Source organism: Ralstonia sp. 25C (assembly GCF_051904805.1).
GTDB lineage: Bacteria > Pseudomonadota > Gammaproteobacteria > Burkholderiales > Burkholderiaceae > Ralstonia.
Genome location: NZ_CP196737.1, coordinates 393823 through 414255, shown reverse-complemented (window position 1 = coordinate 414255; position 20433 = coordinate 393823). Strand labels below are relative to the sequence as shown.

The 20433-nt window shown below is 63.8% G+C and carries 19 protein-coding genes; 14 read left to right on the top strand and 5 right to left on the bottom strand.

Features of this window, described 5'->3' with window-relative positions; genetic code table 11:
• Position 1 precedes the first annotated feature (1 nt).
• The 6 genes from ccoO to ACS7SF_RS01840 are packed head-to-tail and all read left to right on the top strand — an operon-like array spanning position 2 to position 3806.
• Positions 2 to 691, top strand: coding sequence for a cytochrome-c oxidase, cbb3-type subunit II (ccoO, locus tag ACS7SF_RS01865; RefSeq protein WP_439891432.1), 690 nt, complete (start codon positions 2 to 4; stop codon positions 689 to 691).
• Positions 692 to 694: 3 nt separating this feature from the next.
• A complete protein-coding gene (locus tag ACS7SF_RS01860; RefSeq protein WP_439891431.1) occupies positions 695 to 877 on the top strand; it encodes a cbb3-type cytochrome oxidase subunit 3 in 183 nt (60 codons plus the stop codon).
• A gap of 12 nt (positions 878 to 889) precedes the next feature.
• Entirely contained in the window at positions 890 to 1813 is a 924-nt protein-coding gene (gene ccoP, locus ACS7SF_RS01855) for a cytochrome-c oxidase, cbb3-type subunit III (protein WP_439891430.1), read from the top strand.
• Entirely contained in the window at positions 1810 to 3279 is a 1470-nt protein-coding gene (gene ccoG / locus ACS7SF_RS01850; RefSeq protein WP_439891429.1) for a cytochrome c oxidase accessory protein CcoG, read from the top strand. Before ccoP ends, ccoG begins: the two co-directional genes overlap by 4 nt.
• Positions 3280 to 3315: 36 nt before the next feature.
• Positions 3316 to 3555, top strand: coding sequence for a FixH family protein (locus ACS7SF_RS01845; protein WP_439891428.1), 240 nt, complete (start codon positions 3316 to 3318; stop codon positions 3553 to 3555).
• On the top strand, positions 3552 to 3806 hold the full coding sequence (locus ACS7SF_RS01840) for a hypothetical protein (protein WP_439891427.1): 255 nt from the start codon (positions 3552 to 3554) through the stop codon (positions 3804 to 3806). The genes ACS7SF_RS01845 and ACS7SF_RS01840 overlap by 4 nt, the downstream gene beginning before the upstream one ends.
• Positions 3807 to 3843: 37 nt before the next feature.
• On the opposite strand, the gene fnr is transcribed toward ACS7SF_RS01840, so the two are convergent.
• The gene (gene fnr / locus ACS7SF_RS01835) at positions 3844 to 4518 is read right to left on the bottom strand and encodes a fumarate/nitrate reduction transcriptional regulator Fnr (RefSeq protein ID WP_439892675.1); all 675 of its coding nucleotides are present in this window, start codon (positions 4516 to 4518) and stop codon (positions 3844 to 3846) included.
• 233 nt (positions 4519 to 4751) lie between these two features.
• Between fnr and ACS7SF_RS01830 the strand changes: the two genes are divergently transcribed.
• The 8 genes from ACS7SF_RS01830 to truB all read left to right on the top strand — a co-directional run bounded on the left by ACS7SF_RS01830 (position 4752) and on the right by truB (position 15224).
• Positions 4752 to 5495, top strand: coding sequence for a sulfite exporter TauE/SafE family protein (locus tag ACS7SF_RS01830; RefSeq protein ID WP_439891426.1), 744 nt, complete (start codon positions 4752 to 4754; stop codon positions 5493 to 5495).
• Positions 5496 to 5983: 488 nt separating this feature from the next.
• Positions 5984 to 6787, top strand: a complete 804-nt coding sequence (gene scpB / locus ACS7SF_RS01825; RefSeq protein WP_439892674.1) for an SMC-Scp complex subunit ScpB — start codon at positions 5984 to 5986, stop codon at positions 6785 to 6787.
• 93 nt (positions 6788 to 6880) lie between these two features.
• Entirely contained in the window at positions 6881 to 8662 is a 1782-nt protein-coding gene (gene rluB, locus ACS7SF_RS01820) for a 23S rRNA pseudouridine(2605) synthase RluB (protein WP_439892673.1), read from the top strand.
• A gap of 196 nt (positions 8663 to 8858) precedes the next feature.
• The gene (gene rimP / locus ACS7SF_RS01815; protein ID WP_439892672.1) at positions 8859 to 9347 is read left to right on the top strand and encodes a ribosome maturation factor RimP; all 489 of its coding nucleotides are present in this window, start codon (positions 8859 to 8861) and stop codon (positions 9345 to 9347) included.
• Positions 9344 to 10819, top strand: coding sequence for a transcription termination factor NusA (nusA, locus tag ACS7SF_RS01810; protein WP_426393652.1), 1476 nt, complete (start codon positions 9344 to 9346; stop codon positions 10817 to 10819). Before rimP ends, nusA begins: the two co-directional genes overlap by 4 nt.
• Positions 10820 to 10884: 65 nt before the next feature.
• Positions 10885 to 13779, top strand: a complete 2895-nt coding sequence (infB, locus tag ACS7SF_RS01805) for a translation initiation factor IF-2 (protein WP_439891425.1) — start codon at positions 10885 to 10887, stop codon at positions 13777 to 13779.
• A gap of 126 nt (positions 13780 to 13905) precedes the next feature.
• A complete protein-coding gene (gene rbfA / locus ACS7SF_RS01800; protein ID WP_045786654.1) occupies positions 13906 to 14277 on the top strand; it encodes a 30S ribosome-binding factor RbfA in 372 nt (123 codons plus the stop codon).
• 2 nt (positions 14278 to 14279) lie between these two features.
• The gene (truB, locus tag ACS7SF_RS01795; protein ID WP_439891424.1) at positions 14280 to 15224 is read left to right on the top strand and encodes a tRNA pseudouridine(55) synthase TruB; all 945 of its coding nucleotides are present in this window, start codon (positions 14280 to 14282) and stop codon (positions 15222 to 15224) included.
• 76 nt (positions 15225 to 15300) lie between these two features.
• On the opposite strand, the gene ACS7SF_RS01790 is transcribed toward truB, so the two are convergent.
• The 4 genes from ACS7SF_RS01790 to ACS7SF_RS01775 form a co-directional block, all read right to left on the bottom strand.
• Positions 15301 to 16860: a DHA2 family efflux MFS transporter permease subunit gene (locus ACS7SF_RS01790; protein ID WP_439891423.1), complete on the bottom strand. Its 1560-nt coding sequence runs from the start codon at positions 16858 to 16860 to the stop codon at positions 15301 to 15303.
• A 3-nt stretch (positions 16861 to 16863) separates the two neighbouring features.
• Positions 16864 to 18150 carry an HlyD family secretion protein gene (locus ACS7SF_RS01785; RefSeq protein WP_439891422.1) on the bottom strand — a complete coding sequence of 429 codons (1287 nt, stop codon included), beginning with the start codon at positions 18148 to 18150 and terminating at the stop codon, positions 16864 to 16866.
• A 56-nt stretch (positions 18151 to 18206) separates the two neighbouring features.
• The gene (locus tag ACS7SF_RS01780) at positions 18207 to 19727 is read right to left on the bottom strand and encodes an AdeC/AdeK/OprM family multidrug efflux complex outer membrane factor (RefSeq protein WP_439891421.1); all 1521 of its coding nucleotides are present in this window, start codon (positions 19725 to 19727) and stop codon (positions 18207 to 18209) included.
• 71 nt (positions 19728 to 19798) lie between these two features.
• Positions 19799 to 20320, bottom strand: a complete 522-nt coding sequence (locus ACS7SF_RS01775; protein WP_439891420.1) for a MarR family winged helix-turn-helix transcriptional regulator — start codon at positions 20318 to 20320, stop codon at positions 19799 to 19801.
• Positions 20321 to 20433 lie beyond the last annotated feature (113 nt).

Genomic DNA, 20433 nt, shown 5'->3' with positions numbered 1-20433 from the left:
CATGAGCAACCAATCCAACAATCGTTTCTTCACGCACGAAACGCTGGAAAAGAACATCGGCTTGCTGATCGTGCTGACGCTCATCGTCGTCAGTATTGCAGGGCTGGTACAGATTGTGCCGCTGTTCTTCCAGCATTCGACCACCGAGCCGGTCAAGGGGATTGCGCCGTATTCGCCGCTGCGGCTGGCGGGGCGCGACGTCTACATCCGTGAAGGCTGTGTCGGCTGCCACTCGCAACAGGTGCGCACACTGCGCGCGGAAACCGAGCGCTATGGCCACTATTCGCTGGCCGGTGAATCGGTGTTCGACCATCCGTTCCTGTGGGGCTCCAAGCGTACGGGTCCGGATCTGGCGCGCGTGGGCAAGCGCTATTCGGACGACTGGCACCGTATCCACCTGCGCGATCCGCGTGAGGTGGTGCCGGAGTCGAACATGCCGTCGTACGCATGGCTTGCCAAGACGCCGCTCGACAACAGCGACATCGAAAAGAAGATGCACGTGCTGCGCCAGCTTGGCGTGCCGTACACCGATGCGCAGATCGCCGGTGCGCGTGAGCAGCTTGCCGGTAAGACGGAAGAAGACGCCGTGGTCGCTTATCTGCAAGGCCTGGGTGTTGAGCTTCGCAACGTGCGCGACATGGCCGGTACGCCCGCCGATGAATCGGCTGCCACCGTTGCCGCCAAGGAGTAAGCCATGGCCATCCTGAGTGGAATTGCGACGGCGGTGTTCCTGGTGCTGTTCGTGGGCATCAGTTGGTGGGCGTTCTCGGCGCATCGTCGCGCCGCCAACGAGGAATCGGCCATGCTGCCGTTCCTGCTGCCCGATGAAGCCGAGGTCGCCGGTGCACGCGCTCGCGCGTCGCACTCGCATCAATAAGGACACAAGATCATGAGCGACTTCATTTCCGAGTTTTGGGGGTATTACATCGCGGCGATTGCTCTGGTGGGCATCGTGTGGTGTATCTGGCTGTTGTTCTCGCAACGGCGTATCCAGATTCCGCCGGGGCATAGCGCCGGTGACGATACGGGCCATGTGTGGGACGGCGACCTGCGCGAGCTGAACAACCCGCTGCCGCGCTGGTGGATGTGGATGTTCCTGCTGTCGTGCGTCTTTGCCTTGGGGTACTTGGTCCTGTACCCGGGGCTGGGTTCATACGCTGGGGTGCTGGGCTTCTCCACACGCGGTGAGTTGGCCGCGCAGCGTGCCGAAGCCGACGCGACGGTGCGCCCGTTCTACGAGCGCTACGCCAGCATGGACATCAAGCAAATCGCCGCAGATCCGCAAGCGCACGAGATCGGTCAGCGTCTGTTCCTGAACAATTGCGCGCAATGCCATGGTTCGGACGCGGCGGGCTCCAAGGGCTTTCCCAACCTGACCGACGGCGACTGGCTGTATGGCGGCGATCCGGACACGATCCTCACCACCATCACCAAGGGTCGCCATGGCGTCATGCCGTCGTTGGCTGCAGTGGTGGACGGCAACCAGGCCGTCAACGTTGCCCACTATGTGCGGTCGCTGTCGGGCCTGTCGTCTGACCCGATCAAGGCGTCGCGCGGTGAATCGACCTTCAAGTCGGTCTGCGCGGCCTGCCATATGGCCACCGGCAAGGGCAACCAGGCGCTGGGCGCGCCCAACCTGACCGACCGTACGTGGCTGTACGGCAGTTCGGAGGCGACCATCGTCGAGACCATTCTCAAGGGCCGTGACAACACCATGCCGGCGCACGAGAACCTGCTCTCGCCCGAGAAGATCCGCATGTTGGCGGCCTACGTTTGGGGGCTGTCGAATAGCAACCCGAGTCACACCCAATGAGCGACCAAGAGCCAGCCTGGCGCCCCATGACGCCCGCCGCCGCCACCTCGGCGGCGGGCGTTGACGATGCACCGACGGAACAGATGCTGTATGAGGTGCGGCGCAAGATCTATCCGCGCGCCGTGACGGGCGCGTTCGCGCGCTGGCGTGTGTGGCTGGTGCTGGCCACGCAGCTCGTTTTCTACGGGCTGCCGTGGCTGCAGTGGAATGGCCGCCAGGCGGTGCTGTTCGACCTCGGCGCACGCAAGTTCTACCTGTTTGGTCTTGTGCTGTGGCCGCAAGACGTGATCTACCTGACGCTGCTGCTAGTGCTGTCGGCGTTGGGTTTGTTTTTGTTTACTGCGGTGGCGGGGCGACTCTTCTGCGGCTATGCCTGTCCGCAAACGGTCTACACGGAAATCTTCATGTGGATCGAGCGGCATATCGAAGGCGACCGCTTCGCCCGCATCCGCCTGGACGGCGAGCGCTGGAGCCTGCGCAAGCTGCGCCTGAAAACGGCCAAGCACACTGCCTGGGTGGTGATTGCGCTGTGGACGGGCTTCTCGTTCGTCGGCTTCTTCACGCCCATCCGCGAGCTCGGCCTAGAAGTGTGGACGTTCGCGCTGGGCCCATGGCAGACCTTCTGGTTGCTGTTCTATGCGTTCGCCACGTGGGGCAATGCCGGCTTCATGCGCGAGCAGGTATGTCGCTACATGTGCCCGTACGCACGCTTCCAGAGCGTGATGGTCGATCCGGACACCTACGTCGTCACCTATGACACGGAGCGCGGCGAGCCGCGCGGCAGCCGTTCGCGCAATGCGGATTTTGAAGCGCAGGGCCTGGGCGCGTGCGTGGATTGCAGCATCTGCGTGCAGGTCTGCCCGACGGGTATCGACATCCGCCAGGGGCTGCAGTACGAGTGCATCGGCTGTGGCGCCTGTATCGACGCGTGCGATCAGGTGATGGACAAGATGCGCTACCAGCGCGGCCTGATCCGCTACACGTCCGAACGCGCGATGCACGAGCGCCTGACGCCGAAGCAGGCCCGCCGGCACCTGCTGCGTCCGCGCGTGCTGATCTATACGACGATCATGCTGGTACTCATCGCCGGTTTTGTAACGGCACTGGCCATGCGCAAGCCGCTCAAGGTGGATGTGATTCGCGACCGCGGCGCGCTGGCGCGTGAAGTGGATGGCGACAAAATCGAAAACGTTTACCGCCTGCAACTGATGAATGCGTCCGAGCGCCCCGTGCGCGTGACGGTCACGGCAGAAGGCTTGCCGGCGCTGCAAGTGCTCGGTGGCAGCGGTGAATCGACCACGCTCGAACTGGCCCCCGCAGCCAACCGGTTGCTGCCTGTTCTCGTGCGCCGTCCGGCCGATGACATACCGCCCGGCTCGCACAAGATCCGTTTCGTCATCCAAGCAGATAGCGATCGTGACAGCTTGGTGCTGCGCGAACCGTCCAGCTTCATCGTGCCGCGCTAACGCGGTATTCAGCGGTATCCCCAACAGGAGGCACAGATGCACGCAACGCAAACTTCCGCCCAAGCCCGACCGTGGTGGCGTGAGCCTTGGCCGTGGCTGCTGATGGCCGGCCCCTTCGTCGCCATGATTGGATGCGGCGTCACCATCTGGCTGGCCGTGTCGCATCCCGACCCGGTCATCCAGGACAACGTTGTGCGACGCGGGTTGGTGATCGAAAAGACCGCCGCCGTATCGGCTTCGCGTTCCGCCGATGCCGCCCACGCGGAGGTCCGATGAAACGCCGCATCCTGATGTGGATCCTGTGGCCGGCGTTTTTGTGTGCCGCGCTGGCCGAGCTGGTCGTTTTTGCGGTGGTCGATCCCGCAGACCTGCGCTTTTTCGGCGAGCAGATCACCGTGTCGGCCGATGCGGTCTACACGGTGTCTTTCTTTGTGTTCTGGCTGTTGTGCGGCTTGTCGAGCGCGCTCACGCTGTATGTGTCGCCGGGTATCGGCAAACTCGAAGCGCATGAGCATCCGCTCATTTGAGCGGCTGCCGGAGGCGGGTTTAGTGGGGAAGGCGGGTTCAGGTGGCCTGACCGCTCATCACTTGGCGCAGGCCCGCCATGTCGATCAGCTTGACGTGGCGCTGGCGGATCTGGATCAGGCCCGCCTCCGCAAAGCGCGAAAACAGACGGCTCACGGTTTCCAGCTTCAGGCCCAGGTAGCTGCCGAGTTCTTCACGGCTCATACGCAGCACGAATTCGGTGGACGAGTACCCACGCTGCGCCGAACGCTTGGACAGGTTCAGCAGAAACGCGGCCAGGCGTTCCTCGGCGCGCATCGAGCCGAGCGTCAGCAGCATCTGGTGGTCCTGCGAAATCTCCTTGCTCATGATCCGCAGAAACTGATGCTGCAGCGACGGCAGCCGACGCGAAAGCTGCTGCAATTCGTCATAGCGCACCACGCAGACTTCGGTGTCTTCCAGCGCCGTGGCATCCGACACATGCCGCATATCGCCAATACCATCCAACCCGACAATCTCGCCCGGCAGGTGAAAACCGGTGATCTGGTGGCGGCCGTCTTCCAGCGTCAGATGTGTTTTGAGTGTGCCAAACCGAATGCCGTACACGCCCTCGAGCGGATCGCCCAGTGCATACAGCGTTTGCCCTTTCTTGATGCGGATGCGCTCGGTCACCAGCTCATCCATTTTGCGCACGTCATCCGAATTCATGCCCACAGGCAGGCAGATTTGCCCCAGTACGCAGGTGGAGCAGCGCGAGGCTTGGTCGGAGAGTGCGATTCGTGTGAGCACAGGCGGGGGCGTGAATTTCGAGCGGGTGAAATGAGAAATTCTTATGGTGCAACTGGGCCGTATTATAGCGACGACCTTGCTGCTATCGGATGTTTCCGATGGCGTGAATCGCGGAAAACCCAGTTGATTCCCGCGCGTAAAACCATAACTTTGGTCCATATCAAAAGAGCATCAAAAAGATGAGTGCGGCTGCGCTGTTGAGCGTTTTTCTGATCGCGCTGCTTGGGGGGGTGCATTGTTTGGCGATGTGCAGCGGCGTTGCGCTTGCCGCAGAGCGGGGCGCTGCGCCGGTGCGTATCGTGTCGCGCCGCCGGCTGTGGTTTGAGCAGGTGGTCATGCACGCAGGGCGGTTGACCACGTATGCGTTGTTGGGCGCTGCCATGGGTGCGCTGGGCGCGACGGTTTGGCGTCAGCAGTGGCTGCCCATCCAACGCGGGCTGTTTGCACTGGCCAGCTCGCTGCTGCTGGCGTACGGGCTTTTGCTGCTCTTGCGAACAACGGGGGATGCCTGGCGCGCCCCGATGGTGGAGCGAGTGCTGGGTCGCTTGGCGGGAGGCGTGTCCGGTTTGGCCGCCCGGCTGGGAGGTCGCTTGGGCGCGCAGCCTCCGTTGGTTCGTCGCTACATGATCGGACTCGCCTGGGGGCTGGTGCCGTGTGGCATGGTCTACGGCGCGCTCGCCGTTGCGTTGTTGGCAGGCAACGCAGCCTCCGGCGCTGTGGTCATGCTGGCTTTTGGTGCGGGCACGCTACCGAATCTACTGATGATGTCGGGGCTCGCCGGCTGGTTGCGTGGGTTGTCTCGTCTCCGATGGGCGCGGGGCGCGGCGGGCGCCACCATTGCCGCATTCGGTATCTGGGGATTGGTCTGCGCCGCCTGGCTGCCAGAGATGCTCAACGCACACGGCTTCTGTTTGGTGCTGTAGGCGTTTGAAGCGCCGGGGATGGTGATCCCGCCTGGGATGGCGAGTTCAAACATCTTCCCGGTTGCGGCGCCGCCAGAAATTGCCCTACAATCGACCACAATTCGACTCGCCCTCCGCGCAAATTAACAATCCCAAGCGCGGCACCAGGCGACGCCATCCAGCGGCAATGCCGCCCTGGACCGTCGATTCGGGCAGGTGGCCAGTCTCTTCGGCAGCCGCCCGGTGCAGTATCCGTCCCCATGGCGGCGGAAGAAATTGCCCTTGTGGTGCCTGACCGGCACCGGATCAACTCGCTCCTCCGGCCCTTTTTTTGCGGGCAAAGCCACTGCGTTACGGTGCATGGCCCAATTGAATCTCCATTGGCCATCGCGCGCCGGGCCCGGGCGGGCAACAGCATTCTGAAATGCCGCGTGCGTCGCGGCGGAACGACAAACCTCAAGCGTGACGGCGACCTGCCGCGCGCGAGCAATGACGAACCGTTCAACCTGATGAATACCCAAGAGGCGAAAATCGTCCTCGAGACCGCGCTGATCTGCGCGCAGGACCCGTTGCGAGTCAATGACTTGCGCAAGCTGTTCGACGAAGACGTTTCCGCGGACACCATCCGCGTGTTGCTCGAAGAGCTGCGCCAGGATTGGCTCAATCGCGGCGTCGAACTGGTCGCGCTGGCTTCGGGTTGGCGCCTGCAGAGCCGCCCAGAGATGCGTGTGTATCTCGATCGCCTGCATCCGGAAAAGCCGCCCAAGTACTCGCGCGCCGTGATGGAAACGCTGGCAATCATCGCGTACCGCCAGCCGGTGACGCGCGGCGATATCGAAGACATTCGTGGCGTGACCGTCAATACGCAGGTCATCAAGCAGATTGAGGACCGTGGCTGGATCGAGGTGATCGGTCATCGCGACGTGCCTGGTCGCCCCGCGCTGTATGCGACCACCAAGCAGTTTTTGGATGATCTCGGGCTGCGCTCGCTGGATGAACTGCCGCCGCTGGAAGATGCCCGCGCCCAGGCACAGGCAAGCCTGCTGGAGCAGGGTGCGATCGAGTTTGAGGGTGGCGCCATTGCGGTGGCGGAACTGACCGAGTTGGTCAACGAAGCCCCCGATAACGGCGCACCGGAAGCCGATGGGAACGTCGATGCACCGATTGAGGCATCGAGCGAGTCTCCCGTTGTTGACGGCGAACCTGCTGCGGAAGCCGACTCGCCCCTTGCCAGCGTGCTGGAGGGCGAGTCGGAAGACGAGCACAAGACCACGGCCGAGCCGTCTTCGGCTGCCTCGAGCGAACATTCGTAATGCCATGCCAGCCGTAGAGTCGGCACATGGCCTGATCCCTTAGATTTTTTGAAAGACGTTGTGAGTACCCAGCCAGATTCCATGGATACACGTATGCCGGCCGATGCCGACGCTCAGCCGCCACGACAAGAGGGCGGTGACGGGACCGAGTCCGCGCCGCGCCGTAAAGGACTGCGCCGCGGTCTGCGCAACCTCGTGGCCTCGCGCCGCCAGCCGCAAGAGGGCCGCCCAGAAGGCGAGTCCGGCGATGCGGCAGGCGCGGAGGCAGGTCAACCTGCGCAAGCCCGCAAGAGCCGGGCGCCACGGGCGCGCAAACCGAAGGATGCGGCTGGCGAGCCTGTAGTCGTGGCTGAGGGCGCTGCACCGGCGGAGCAGGCACCGGCAGAGGGCCAAGGTGAGCGACGTGGCCCGCGCGGCCGTTTCGGCAAGAACCGTCGTCGCCAGGGCGAGGGACAGCCAACAGCGGAACGTGCCGAACGTACTGAAGGTGCGGGCGCTGGCAAGCAAGCGGGTGGCCGTGGCAAGGGGCAGAACCGCAACGGCAAGCCGCAAGGCAAGGCTGGCAGCCCGAGCCAGAATCGCAGTGGCAAGGGCCCCAAGGGTGGCAAGGGTTCCGAAGACGTCTTCCAGTACGTGATTTCCGGCGCGTACGACGCCGAAGTCGATGCTGGCGGCGCGCCGCAGTCCAGCAAGGTGCGTGAGCTCACTGCCGAGGACGATGCGCCCAAGCTGCACAAGATCCTAGCTGACGCTGGCCTCGGCTCGCGCCGCGACATGGAGGACCTGATCCTGCAAGGTCGCGTCTCCGTGAACGGTCTGCCGGCGCACATCGGCCAGCGCATTCTCGCCACCGACCAGGTGCGCGTGAACGGCAAGCTGATCCAGCGCAAGCTGCCCAATAAGCCCCCGCGTGTGTTGCTGTATCACAAGCCGGCCGGCGAAATCGTCAGTCAGTCCGATCCGGATGGCCGTCCGACCGTGTTCGATGCGCTGCCGCGCATGAAGACCGGGAAGTGGGTCGCCGTCGGCCGCCTGGACTTCAATACCGAAGGTCTGTTGATCTTCACGACGTCCGGCGACATTGCGAACCGCTTTATGCATCCGCGTTACGGTGTGGAGCGCGAATACGCAGTGCGCACGCTGGGCGAACTGGCTGAAACGGACCGTCAGAAGCTGCTGCACGGCATCCAGCTCCAGGATGGCGAAGCCAATTTCCTGCGTTGCGCTGACGGCGGCGGTGAGGGTGTCAATCACTGGTACCACGTTGCGCTCACGGAAGGCCGCAATCGCGAAGTGCGCCGCATGTTTGAAGCGGTCAACTTGACCGTGTCGCGCCTGATCCGGACGCGCTATGGCAGTTTTGTGCTGCCGCGCGGCCTCAAGCGTGGGCGCTGGCAAGAGGTCTCGCCCGAAGATGTGCGCACGCTGATGGGCACGCTGGGCATGAAGGTCCCGACGGCCAGCTCGGGTGAGAAGAGTCGCCAGGGTGATCGTCGTCGCCAGCCGGCGCCGGTGCTGATGGGGCCGATGTCGTCGGGCTTTACCGGGGAAGCGAACTTCCAATCACGCGGTATGGGTATTGAGAATGGCAACCGCGCTCAACCTGCGCAACGCCGTCAGTCGAGCCCGCGCCAGCCGGATCCGATGCAGACGTCCATGGGCTACATCAACGTGGGTGGCCCGACGACGCTGACCGCGCGTACCCGGATGGGCGGGCGCCCGGACGGGCGTGGTGGCTCTGGTGGTGTGGGCGGAGGCATGCGTGACGGCAATCGCACACTCGGTGGCAAACGCCCTGCTGGCAAGAGCGGTGGCGGCATGCCGAACGGCAACAAGGCGCCGCGCGGCGGCGGGAAGCGCGGCGGCAAGCGCTGAGCATTGTGGGTGCAATCCGCCGCACAGCGGATTCTGCGATCTCTCGGGGCAAACTTTGCGTTTTGCCCCGAGACGGATTACAATGTGAGTCTAATCAAAAGTCATCCTGCAGAAGATGGGCGAATGATATGGGCGTTGCGCCCATTTTTTTTTGCTTCAGCAGGTTGGCCAGACCGGGAAATTCTTCAGGAAAAACGTGCATCTGACTGATCTGATTGAGAAAACCCTCACCGCCATGGGTTACGAGCTGGTGGAAGTGGAACGCGCGCCAGCCGGGTTGCTGCGCGTGTATATCGATCAGGCGGAAAACGGTATCGTCATTGAAGATTGCGAAAAAGTGAGCCATCAGCTCACGCGCGTGTTCGAGGTTGAAAACGTCAACTACGAACGGCTGGAAGTGTCGTCACCGGGGCTGGATCGCCCGCTGCGCACGCTGGTCAACTTCACGCGCTTCGCTGGCCTTGAGGCTAAGGTGACGCTGCGTCTGCCAGTGGGCGGACAGAAGAATTTCACGGGGATCATTCAGGCTCCGACGGGGGAGCCGGGTCAGGAACGGATCGGCCTCGAATTCGAGGGCAAGGATGGCCCGGCACTGCTGGAATTCACGCTGGCGGAGTTGGACCGCGCCCGGCTGGTGCCCGTGCTGGACTTCAAAGGAAATCGAAACAAAGGGAACAAGCAATGAGCCGCGAAGTTCTGTTGCTCGTCGATGCGCTTGCGCGCGAAAAAAACGTCGACAAGGATGTGGTGTTCGGGGCGCTGGAGGCCGCATTGGCTTCGGCGACCAAGAAGCGCTTTGAAGAAGACGTGGATGTGCGCGTGGCGATCGACCGCGAGTCGGGCGAACACGAAACCTTCCGTCGCTGGCTCGTCGTTCCCGACGATGCAGGCCTGCAGGAGCCGGACAAGCAGATTCTGCTGTTCGAAGCCAAGGAGCAGGATCCTGACATCGACGTCGACGATTTTGTCGAAGAGCAGATTGAGTCGGTCGAATTTGGCCGCATCGGCGCGCAAGCCGCCAAGCAGGTGATCCTGCAGCGCATCCGCGATGCCGAGCGCGAGCAGATCCTGAACGACTACCTGGATCGTGGCGAAAAGGTCATGACCGGCACGATCAAGCGCGCCGACAAGAAGGGCCTGATCGTTGAAACCGGCCGCGTCGAGGCGCTGCTGGCACGCGACCAGATGATCCCGAAGGAGAACCTGCGCACGGGCGACCGCGTCCGCGCGTACATCCTGAATGTCGACCGCACCGCACGCGGCCCGCAGATTGAGCTGTCACGCACCTGCCCGGACTTCCTGATCAAGCTCTTCGAGAACGAAGTGCCGGAAATGGAACAGGGCCTGCTGGAGATCAAGGCGGCCGCGCGTGACCCAGGCGTGCGTGCGAAAATTGCGGTCGTTGCGCACGACAAGCGGATCGACCCGATTGGTACCTGTGTTGGCGTGCGCGGCACGCGTGTGACGGCAGTGCGTAACGAAGTCGGCGGCGAGGCCGTGGACATCGTGCTGTGGTCGGAAGACCCGGCGCAGTTTGTGATCGGCGCGCTGGCGCCCGCGCAAGTGCAGTCCATCGTCGTGGATGAGGAAAAGCACAGCATGGACGTGGTGGTCGACGAGGAAAACCTCGCCGTGGCCATCGGCCGTAGCGGCCAGAACGTGCGTCTGGCGTCGGAGCTGACCGGTTGGCAGATCAATATCATGACGCCGGCCGAATCTGCGCAGAAGCAGGCTGAAGAAAGCTCCGTGGTTCGCCAGCTGTTCATGGCGAAGCTGGATGTGGACGAAGAGGTTGCCGACATCCTGATCGAAGAGGGCTTCAGCTCGCTCGAAGAAGTGGCCTACGTGCCGCTGCAGGAAATGCTGGAAATCGAAGCGTTCGACGAAGACACCGTCAACGAGCTGCGCAACCGCGCCCGTGACGTGTTGTTGACGATGGAGCTGGCGAAGGAAGAAAAGGTCGAGAAGGTGTCGCAAGACCTGCGCGACCTCGAGGGGCTGACCCCGGAGCTGATCGGCAAGCTGGCCGAGGGGAACATCCAGACGCGCGACGACTTGGCCGAGCTGGCCGTGGACGAACTGGTCGAAATGACCGGCGTCGACGAAGAACAAGCCAAGGCGCTGATCATGAAGGCGCGTGAACACTGGTTTTCGTGACGTTGCGACCGAGCGTTGATCGTTTTTCGCAATCTCACTTAAAACCAAGCATCGAAAGGGTTTGAATGGCAAGCACAACAGTTGCCCAACTCGCTGGCGAATTGAACCGTAGCGCTTCGGCGCTGCTGGAACAGTTGCAGGCCGCGGGCGTGCAAAAGGCGACGCCGGAAGACGTCATCACCGAATCGGACAAGACCCGTTTGCTCGACTATCTCAAGCGAGCACACGGCAGCGCCGAGGATGGCGCGCGCAAGAAGATCACGATCACCAAGCGCGAAACCAGTGAGATCCGCCAGGCGGATGCCACCGGCAAGACACGCACCGTGCAAGTGGAAGTCAAGAAGAAGCGCGTGCTGGTCAAGCGTGACGAGCCGAGCGCGGTACCGGCAGAAGCCGAAGCTGAACCGGCTGCCCCGGTTGTCGACGCCGAGGAGATCGCACGTCGCGAGGAAGAACAGCGCCGCCAGGCCGAATTGCTGGCCCGCCAGGAGGCCGAGCTGAAAGCGCGCCAGGAAGCGATGGAGCGCGAGGAAGCCGAGCGCCGCGCCCGCCAGGAAGCCGCCGAAGCTGAGCAGAAGCGCCAGGCTGAACTCGCTGCCAAGAAGGCGGAAGAGGAAGCCGTGGCTGCCCGCGCTGCTGCTGAAGCGTCGGACGAAGCCCCGCGCCGCAAGGCCGAGGAAGACGCCGCACGTCTGGCAACCGAGCGCGAAGCCGCGCAGAAGGCTGCTGACGAAGCCCGCGTTGCCGCCGACAAGATCAAGGCCGAGGAAGATGCCGCGCGCAAGCGCCGCGAAGCAGCCGAGGCCGAAGCCCGCGCCATCCGCGAAATGATGAGCGCGCCGGCTCGCGTGCTGAAGACGCCCGCCGAGCGCAAGGCCGAAGAAGTCAAGAAGGCCGAGCAAATGGGCACGCTGCACAAGCCGGTCAAGCCGGCTGGCGAAGCACGCCCCGCTGCGGCTGCCAAGAAGCCCGCTGCACCGGCACCCGCCGCTGCGGCACCGAGCTCGCCGTCTGGCGACAAGAAGGGCGGTCGTGGCAAGTCGGGCTGGCAAGACGATAACCGTACCGGTAAGCGTGGCGGTCTGAAGACCCGTGGCGACACCGGCGGCGGTGCCGACGGCTGGCGTTCGGGCTCCAAGGGCGGCCGCAACCGCCATGGCGACGACAACCGCAATGCCTTCCAGGCACCGACCGAGCCGGTCGTGCGTGAAGTGCACATCCCGGAAACCATCTCTGTGGCCGATTTGGCGCACAAGATGTCGGTCAAGGCCGCCGAGGTCATCAAGCAGATGATGAAGCTCGGCCAGATGGTCACGATCAACCAGGTGCTGGACCAGGAGACCGCGATGATCGTGGTCGAGGAAATGGGCCACCAGGCGGTCGCAGCCAAGCTGGACGATCCGGAAGCGCTGCTGGTTGAGGGTGTGCAGGAGCAAACCAACGCCGAAGCCGAAACCCGTCCGCCGGTCGTGACGGTGATGGGCCACGTCGACCACGGCAAGACCTCGCTGCTGGACTACATCCGTCGCGCCAAGGTTGCGGCGGGTGAAGCCGGCGGCATCACGCAGCACATCGGCGCGTATCACGTCGAAACCGATCGCGGCGTCATCACCTTCCTGGACACCCCGGGTCACGAGGCCTTTACGGCCATGCGTGCGCGCGGTGCCAAGGCGACCGACATCGTGATTCTGGTGGTGGCGGCCGACGACGGCGTCATGCCGCAGACGAAGGAAGCCATCGCCCACGCAAAGGCGGCTGGCGTGCCCATCGTCGTGGCGATCACCAAGGTCGACAAGCCTGAAGCGAACCCGGACCGCGTCAAGCAGGAACTGGTGGCTGAAAGCGTGATTCCGGAAGAGTACGGCGGTGACGTACCGTTCGTGCCGGTGTCGGCCAAGACCGGCGCAGGCATCGACAGCCTGCTGGAAAACGTGCTGCTGCAAGCCGAAGTGCTGGAACTGAAGGCACCGGTGGATGCACCGGCCAAGGGTCTGGTGGTGGAAGCGCAGCTGGACAAGGGCAAGGGCCCGATCGCGACGGTGCTGGTGCAGAGCGGTACGCTCAAGCGCGGCGACGTGGTGCTCGCGGGCACGGCCTACGGCCGCGTGCGCGCCATGCTCGACGAAAACGGCAAGCCGGCGAAGGAAGCTGGCCCGTCGATCCCGGTGGAAATCCAGGGTCTATCGGAAGTGCCGGGCGCTGGTGAAGAAGTGCTGGTCCTGCCGGACGAGCGCAAGGCGCGCGAAATCGCGCTGTTCCGCCAAGGCAAGTTCCGCGATGTGAAGCTGGCGCGCCAACAGGCTGCCAAGCTGGAAAACATGCTGGAACAGATGAGCGAAGGCGACGTGAAGTCGCTGCCGCTGATCATCAAGGCCGACGTGCAGGGCTCGCAGGAAGCGCTGGTGCATTCGCTCAAGAAGCTGTCGACCGACGAAGTGCGTGTGCAGGTCGTGCACGCGGCGGTGGGTGGCATCACCGAGTCGGACGTCAATCTGGCAACCGCGTCGAAGGCCGTCATCATCGGCTTCAACACGCGGGCCGATGCCGGTGCGCGCAAGCTGGCCGAGAACCACGGCATCGACATCCGCTACTACAACATCATCTATGACGCTGTGGATGAGGTGAAGGCTGCGATGTCGGGCATGCTGTCGCCGGAGAAGAAGGAAGAAACCACGGGCCTCGTCGAGGTGCGTCAGGTCTTCCACGTGCCGAAGGTGGGTGCGGTGGCCGGTTGTATGGTGCTGGACGGCTTCGTCAAGCGCAACTCGCTGGTGCGGGTGCTACGTGCGAACGTGGTCATCTTCTCGGGCGAGCTCGATTCGCTCAAGCGCTTCAAGGACGATGTGAAGGAAGTGAAGCAGGGCTTCGAATGCGGCCTGTCGATCAAGAACTTCAACGACGTTCAGGAAGGCGATCAACTCGAGATCTACGAGATCACCGAGGTGGCGCGTACGCTGTAATGCGTTGGCCGGACGCTTCGGTGTCCGGCTCGATTTTGCGACGGTGGCCCGGGCGCGTCCCGCGCCACCGTTTTGTCTTTTTGGGGCGCTGGCGTGTGCTGGCGATCCCCGTGTGAGGAACACACTATGCCGAAGAAATCGGGATCGGCCTCGGGCCGTAACGTGCGCATTGCTGACCAGATCCAGCGCGATCTGGCCGAGCTGATCCAGCGCGAAATCAAGAACCCGGCGATGGGGCTGGTGACGCTGCAGTCCGTCACGCTCACGCCGGACTATGCACACGCCAAGGTCTACTTCACGGTGCTGGGCGCTGAGCCCGAAGCGGCGGCTGCCATCCTGAACGAGAAGGCTGGCTACCTGCATTCGCTGCTGTTCAAGCGCCTGCACATCCACACGGTGCCGACACTGCATTTCCACTTTGATGGTTCGGTGGAGCGCGGTATCGAGATGTCGCGCCTGATCGACGAAGCCAACGCCACGCGCGCCAAAGACGACTGACGATGGCTGAGCAACATACGCCCAAGCCGGTGAAGCCGCCGCGCCGCGATGTGCACGGTGTGCTGCTGCTGGACAAGCCGATCGGCTGGTCGAGCAACGATGCGCTGATCCGCGCCAAGCGCCTGCTGTGGGCGAAGAAGGCCGGGCATACCGGTACGCTCGATCCGCTCGCCACCGGCTTGCTGCCGCTGTGCTTTGGCGAGGCGACGAAGTTTTCGCAGGATCTGCTCGACGCGGACAAGACCTACGAGACGGTTGTACGTCTTGGTATCAAGACCAGCACGGCTGATGCGGAAGGCGAGGTGTTGAGCGAACGCCCGGTCTCGGTTACGCCCGAGCAACTGGCGGCGGTGGTCGCGCGCTTTGTCGGCGAGATCGACCAGGTGCCGCCGATGCACTCTGCGTTGAAGAAGGACGGCAAGCCGCTGTACGAGTACGCGCGCGCTGGCCAGACGGTGGAGCGCGCCGCGCGTCGCGTGACGATCCACGCCATCGATGTGCTGGCAACCGATCGGGAGGCTGCCGAGCCGACGGTCACGTTACGTGTGTCGTGCAGCAAGGGCACTTACATCCGCACGTTGGGCGAAGACATTGGAGAGGCGCTGGGCTGTGGTGCACATCTGGTCGCACTGCGCCGGACGCAGGTCGGCAACCTGACACTGGAAGGCGCGGTGACACTCGAAGCGCTGGACGCGGCCGCCGAGGATGCGCGCACCGCGCTGCTAGCGCCGGTCGACGCGCTGCTGCAGACGCTGCCGCGCGTGGAGCTGGATGCTGAAGAAAGTCGTCGCTTCTTGCATGGTCAGCGCTTGCCGTTGCGATTGGCGTTGCCGAATGCCGAGCAGGTGCGCGTGTATGGCGTGCGGGATGCGGACTCGGCATCGTTGCTGGGCGTGGCAGCCTGGCAGGGCGGCGTGCTGCGGCCAGAACGGCTCGTGCATCTTTAAGCTCGTCTGCGACTGCGACCAACAAAAATGCCACGCGTGATTGCGTGGCATTTTTGTTTGCGCGATATGGCTTCAGTCAGTGCGCACCGGCCGCCGCATCGGCACCGCCGCCCCCCGACTTCGCCGGCTTGGTTAGCCAGATGAACCCGATCAGCACGATGAAAAGCACCGCCGAAATCCAGAAAATATCGTTGGCGCCCATCATCGCGGCCTGCTGGGAGATGATGCGCTCGATCGTGCCGTTGGCCTGCAGGTTGGGCATGCCCAGCTGCGTGTATTGGTTGATCGAAGACGTGTACGCCGGGTTGTATGGGTTGGCGTGCTCAACGAGTTGCGCGTGGTGCAGGGCCGAGCGGTTATCCCACACCGTGGTCGAGATCGATGCGCCGATGCCGCCGAACATGATCCGCACAAAGTTCGACAGGCCCGACGCCGCCGGAATCCGCTCAGGCGGCAGCCCCGATAGGATGATCGAGGTGAGCGGGATGAAGAACATCGCCATGGCCGCACCCTGGATGAGCGTCGGGATCATCAGCGTCCAGGTGTCGACTTGCACCGTGAAGTGCGAGCGCAGCCAGAACACCAGGGCGAAGGTGATGAATGCAGCCGTGGCCACCCAGCGCGCATCCATCTTCGGCAGGTTCTTGCCGATCACGGGCGACAGCAGAATGGCGAAGATGCCCACTGGCGCCAGGATCAGGCCAGCATCCGTGGCGGTATAGCCCACGATGGTCTGCAGCCACAGCGGCAGGATCACGAGGTTGCCGAAGAACAGCCCGTACGCCACCGAGATGGCGACAACGCCCGCGCTGAAGTTGCGTCCCTTGAAGAGCGTCAGGTCCACCACGGGGTGGTCTTCGGTCAGCTCCCACACCAGGAAGAAGGCAAGGCCCACGACCGCAACCACCGTCAGCACGACGATCTCGGTGGAGTTGAACCAGTCGAGTTCCTTGCCGCGATCCAGCATCAACTGCAGCGAGCCGACCCAGATGACGAGCAGCGCCAAGCCGATCTTATCGATGGGTAGCGCGCGCGTTGGCGATTCACGATCCTTGTAGATGACCCACGTCGCATACGCGGCCCCGATCCCCACTGGGATGTTGATGTAGAAGATCCACGGCCAGGTCATGTTGTCCGAGATCCAGCCACCGAGAATCGGCCCCATGACAGGCGCGACCAGTGTGGTCATGCCCCAGAGCGCGAGCGCCATGGAACTCTTGGCCGGCGGATAGGTGGACAGTAGCAGCGCCTGCGACAGCGGAATCATCGGGCCGGCCACCGCACCCTGGATGATCCGCGCGGTAATCAGCATGCCCATGTTGGGCGCCAGACCGCACGCCCACGATGCCAGCACAAACAGGAGGATCGACGTGACGAACAGGCGCACCTGCCCGAAACGCTGCGTCAGCCACCCCGTGAGCGGCACCGAGATGGCGTTGGCCACCGCAAACGAGGTGATGACCCACGTGCCCTGGTTCGGCGCCACGCCGAGGTCACCCGAGATGGCCGGGATCGACACGTTGGCGATGGACGAATCCAGCACGTTCATAAACGTTGCCAGCGACAAGGCCACCGTACCGATCGCCAGTTTGGCGCCGGTCAGTGGCTGTAGCGGCTTGGGCGCGGCGGTTGCCATGCGTCAGACCTTGGGTGCGGGTTGCGAAGTGCGCGCGGCCGGCGGGAGCGATGCGGCCGGTGCCGAGGCGCCACCGCGGCCGGCGTTGGCCGCGATGATGCTGGCGATGACCTGGTCGGCGTCCTTGCCGGCCTGGTCGTACACCGTCGTTTGCAGCGGCGAAGCCGTCGGTGCGGTAGCCAGGCTCTGGCCGCCTTCGTCATGGATATCGACCTTGGCTTCCATCGACAGGCCCACGCGTAGCGGATGGTCCTTCAGTTCTTTCGGGTCGAGCGACACGCGCACCGGCAGGCGTTGCACCACCTTGATCCAGTTGCCCGTGGCGTTCTGCGCCGGCAGCAAAGAGAACGCCGAGCCCGTCCCGGCCGAGAAGCCGACCACCTTGCCGTGGTACGTCACGCTGCTGCCGTACACGTCGGCCACCAGTTCAACCGGCTGACCAACGCGCATGTGGCGCACCTGCACTTCCTTGAAGTTCGCGTCCACCCACAGCTGGTCCAGCGGCACGATGGCCATCAGCGCCGTGCCCGGGGCGACGCGCTGGCCGACCTGCACCGAACGCTTGGCCACATAGCCCGTCACTGAAGCCGGCAGGCTCGTACGTGCGTAGGCGAGGTAGGCCTCACGCACCTTGGCAGCGGCCTGCAGTACGTTCGGGTGACGCTCCAGCGTGGTCTGCTCGGTCAGCACGCGGTTGCCTTGCAGTTGTTCCTTGGCGGCTTCCAGTGCGGATTGCGCGGCCTGCACGGCGTTTTGCGCGTGCGAGATTTCTTCTTGCGACACGGCACCGGTGCCGGCGATCTGCTTGCGGCGGGCCAGATCGTCCTTCGCCTTGGCGAGGTCGCTCTCACGCATCGCCAGCGTGGCGGTGTACGCGCTGGTGTTCGAATACAGCGTGCGCACCTGACGCACGGTCTGGGCAAGCGCGGCTTCGGCTTGTTCCAATGCGACACGCGCATCGGCGCGGTCCAGTTCGATCACGGGCTGGCCGGAGGTGACGAGCTGCGTGTCGTCAGCGCGGATAGCCACCACAGTGCCCGCCACTTGCGGCGTCACCTGGACAACGTTGCCTTGCACGTACGCGTCGTCGGTCGACTCGAACCAGCGGCCGTAGAGGCCCCAGTAGAGGCCATAGCCGACGCCGGCGACCACCAGTGCGGCAGCCAGCGTGGTCAGCATGCGCTTGCGCTTTCCGTTGCCATTGCCGTTCGGGGCGGCCGCGGGTGTTGCGGCTGTGGGTCCAGCTCCTGGGGCTGCGGACGGGGCGGCTTGGGGCTTGTTGTCACTCATGATGTTGGCTCGAAAGAATGCGTTGGAACGGTCGGTTCAGTTCAATTCAGGTCGGATCAGCTATGCGATGCCGTGGCTTCAGGCTTGGCGCCGGGCAGATCTTCAGCGGTGTAGCCACCGCCGAGCGCCTTGATCAGCGCCATCTGCACATCCAGGCGGCGTGCCTGCAGATCGGTGGCCAGCTTGCGTTGCTGCAGCACGGTCGTCTCGGCATTCAGCACGACGAGTTGCGTGCCGAGGCCGGCACCGTAGCGCGTGCGCGCCAGGCTGTAGGCGCGCTCGGCTTCGCTCAGCGCGGTGCGTTGGATGGTGATCTGCGAATCGATGCTGCGCAGCGCGGTGATCTGGTCCGCGGTGTCGTGCAGGGCTTCGGTGAGTGTCTGGTTGTAGCTGGCGACGGCGGCGTCATAGTTGGCGTACTTGCCGCGCAGGTTGGCGCGCAGCTTGCCGCCCTGGAAGATCGGCAGCTTGAGCGCCGGGCCGATACCGAGCTGACGCGATGCGCCAAGCAGCAGGTTTTCCGGCGCAATGGAAGCCAGCCCCAGGAATGCCGTCAGGCTGATGTCCGGCAGGAACTCTGCCTTGGCGACGTCGATGTCCTTCGACGCGGCTTCGACACGCCAGCGCGCCGCCACGAGGTCGGGGCGACGGCCGATCAGGTCGATGGTCAAGTTGTCCGGCAGCTTGGGCGTGCCTTGTGCCAGCAGCGTCGGGCGCGTGATGGCGAGGCCGCGATCCGGGCCCTTGCCGAGCAGCGCGGCCAGCTGGTTGCGGGTCAGTGCGATTTGCTCCTCGACTTGTTCCAGCTCGGTCTGTGCAGCGGCCACATTGGCGCGCGCCTGCGTCGTTTCCACTTGCGTATCCAGCCCGGCGCGCACGCGCTGGCCGGCCAGCGAGGTCAGGTCCTTGCGTTGCGCGATGCTGCGTTCGTCCACGTCACGCTGCGCATACAGCGCAGCCAGCTTGGCGTAGGTGCGCGCCACCGTGGTCGACAGCATCAGCCGCGAGGCCTGGCTCTCGGCTTCCATGGCCTTGTCGTCGGACAGTGCAGCTTCCAGCGCCGAGCGATTCTTGCCCCAGAAGTCGAGGTCATAGCTCACGCCCAGCTGGATCTTCGATTCGGTAAACCAGTTGCCGGCCAGCGGCGTGCCTTGAAACATGTCGTACTCAGACAGGCGCTGGCGCGTCATGTCGGCGTTGAGTCCAACGCTCGGATACAGGTTGCCGCGCGCTACGTCAGCCATCGCACGTGAGGCACGCACGCGGGCAAAAGCGACTTGCAGATTCGGGTTGTCCTTGACCGCTTCGTCCACCAGCGCACGCAACTGCGGATCATTGAATTGATCCACCCAGTTCTGCGATGGCCACCGGCCGCCCTGCGAGGGCAGCGTCTTGGCGCTGGCCAGTTGCCCGGGTGAGTTGAGCGTTTGCGTGCTGTGCGAATTGCCGAGGTTGGCGCAACCGGCCAGCGCAGCCAGTGCGATGGCAGACAGGGCCACGCCCAAGCGCGCCGGCCATTGCGTCTGCGCGCGGCCCAGGGTCGGCAATGCCTGAGGGACAGAATTCGAGGCGTTCATGTTCTTTGATAGGTGAAGCAATCGGGAGGAACGTTGGGGCGGTTCGGGCGAAAGTGGGGCAATGAGCGGCGTCAGTGGTCGGCAGTGCGCACGCGTTGGCCTTCCGGCCCGATGCCGTTGTCGAGCACGCGTTGCAGCAGCCCGCGCAACGTTTGCACTTCAGCGGGGGAGAAGCCCGCAAAGAAACGGTTCAGCACATGGGTATAGATGGCGGGCATCCGATCCGCCAGTGCACGGCCAGTTGCTGTGACCTCCAGATGCACCACGCGGCGATCGGATTCGCTGCGCACACGCTCAATCAGGCCACGCTTTTCCATGCGGCTGAGCATGCGGGTGAGCGAGCCGATATCGGTGTTCAGTTCGCGGCCGAGGTCGGTAGCGGTCTGGCAGCGGCCGTTGGCGAGCAGCACCAGGCAACTGGCCTGGGAGTGCGTCACGTCCATTGCAGCGACTTCCTGCTCGATCGCCATGGACAGCGCCGTCTTGGCGCGTCCGACGAGGTAGCCCACGCTTTCACACATGCGGTAGTCCTCCACACGGAAGAGCGTTCCGGGAGTGGCAACTTCTGTGGAAGATCTTGTCTGTTCCGGCATCTTATGTATGCACAATCATTGTCCGGACAAATATACGAATCTGCGCATCAAAGGGCAAGGTGCTGAATATGTGGTTCCAGTTTTGGAAACAATGAGTGAACGATAAAGCGCTC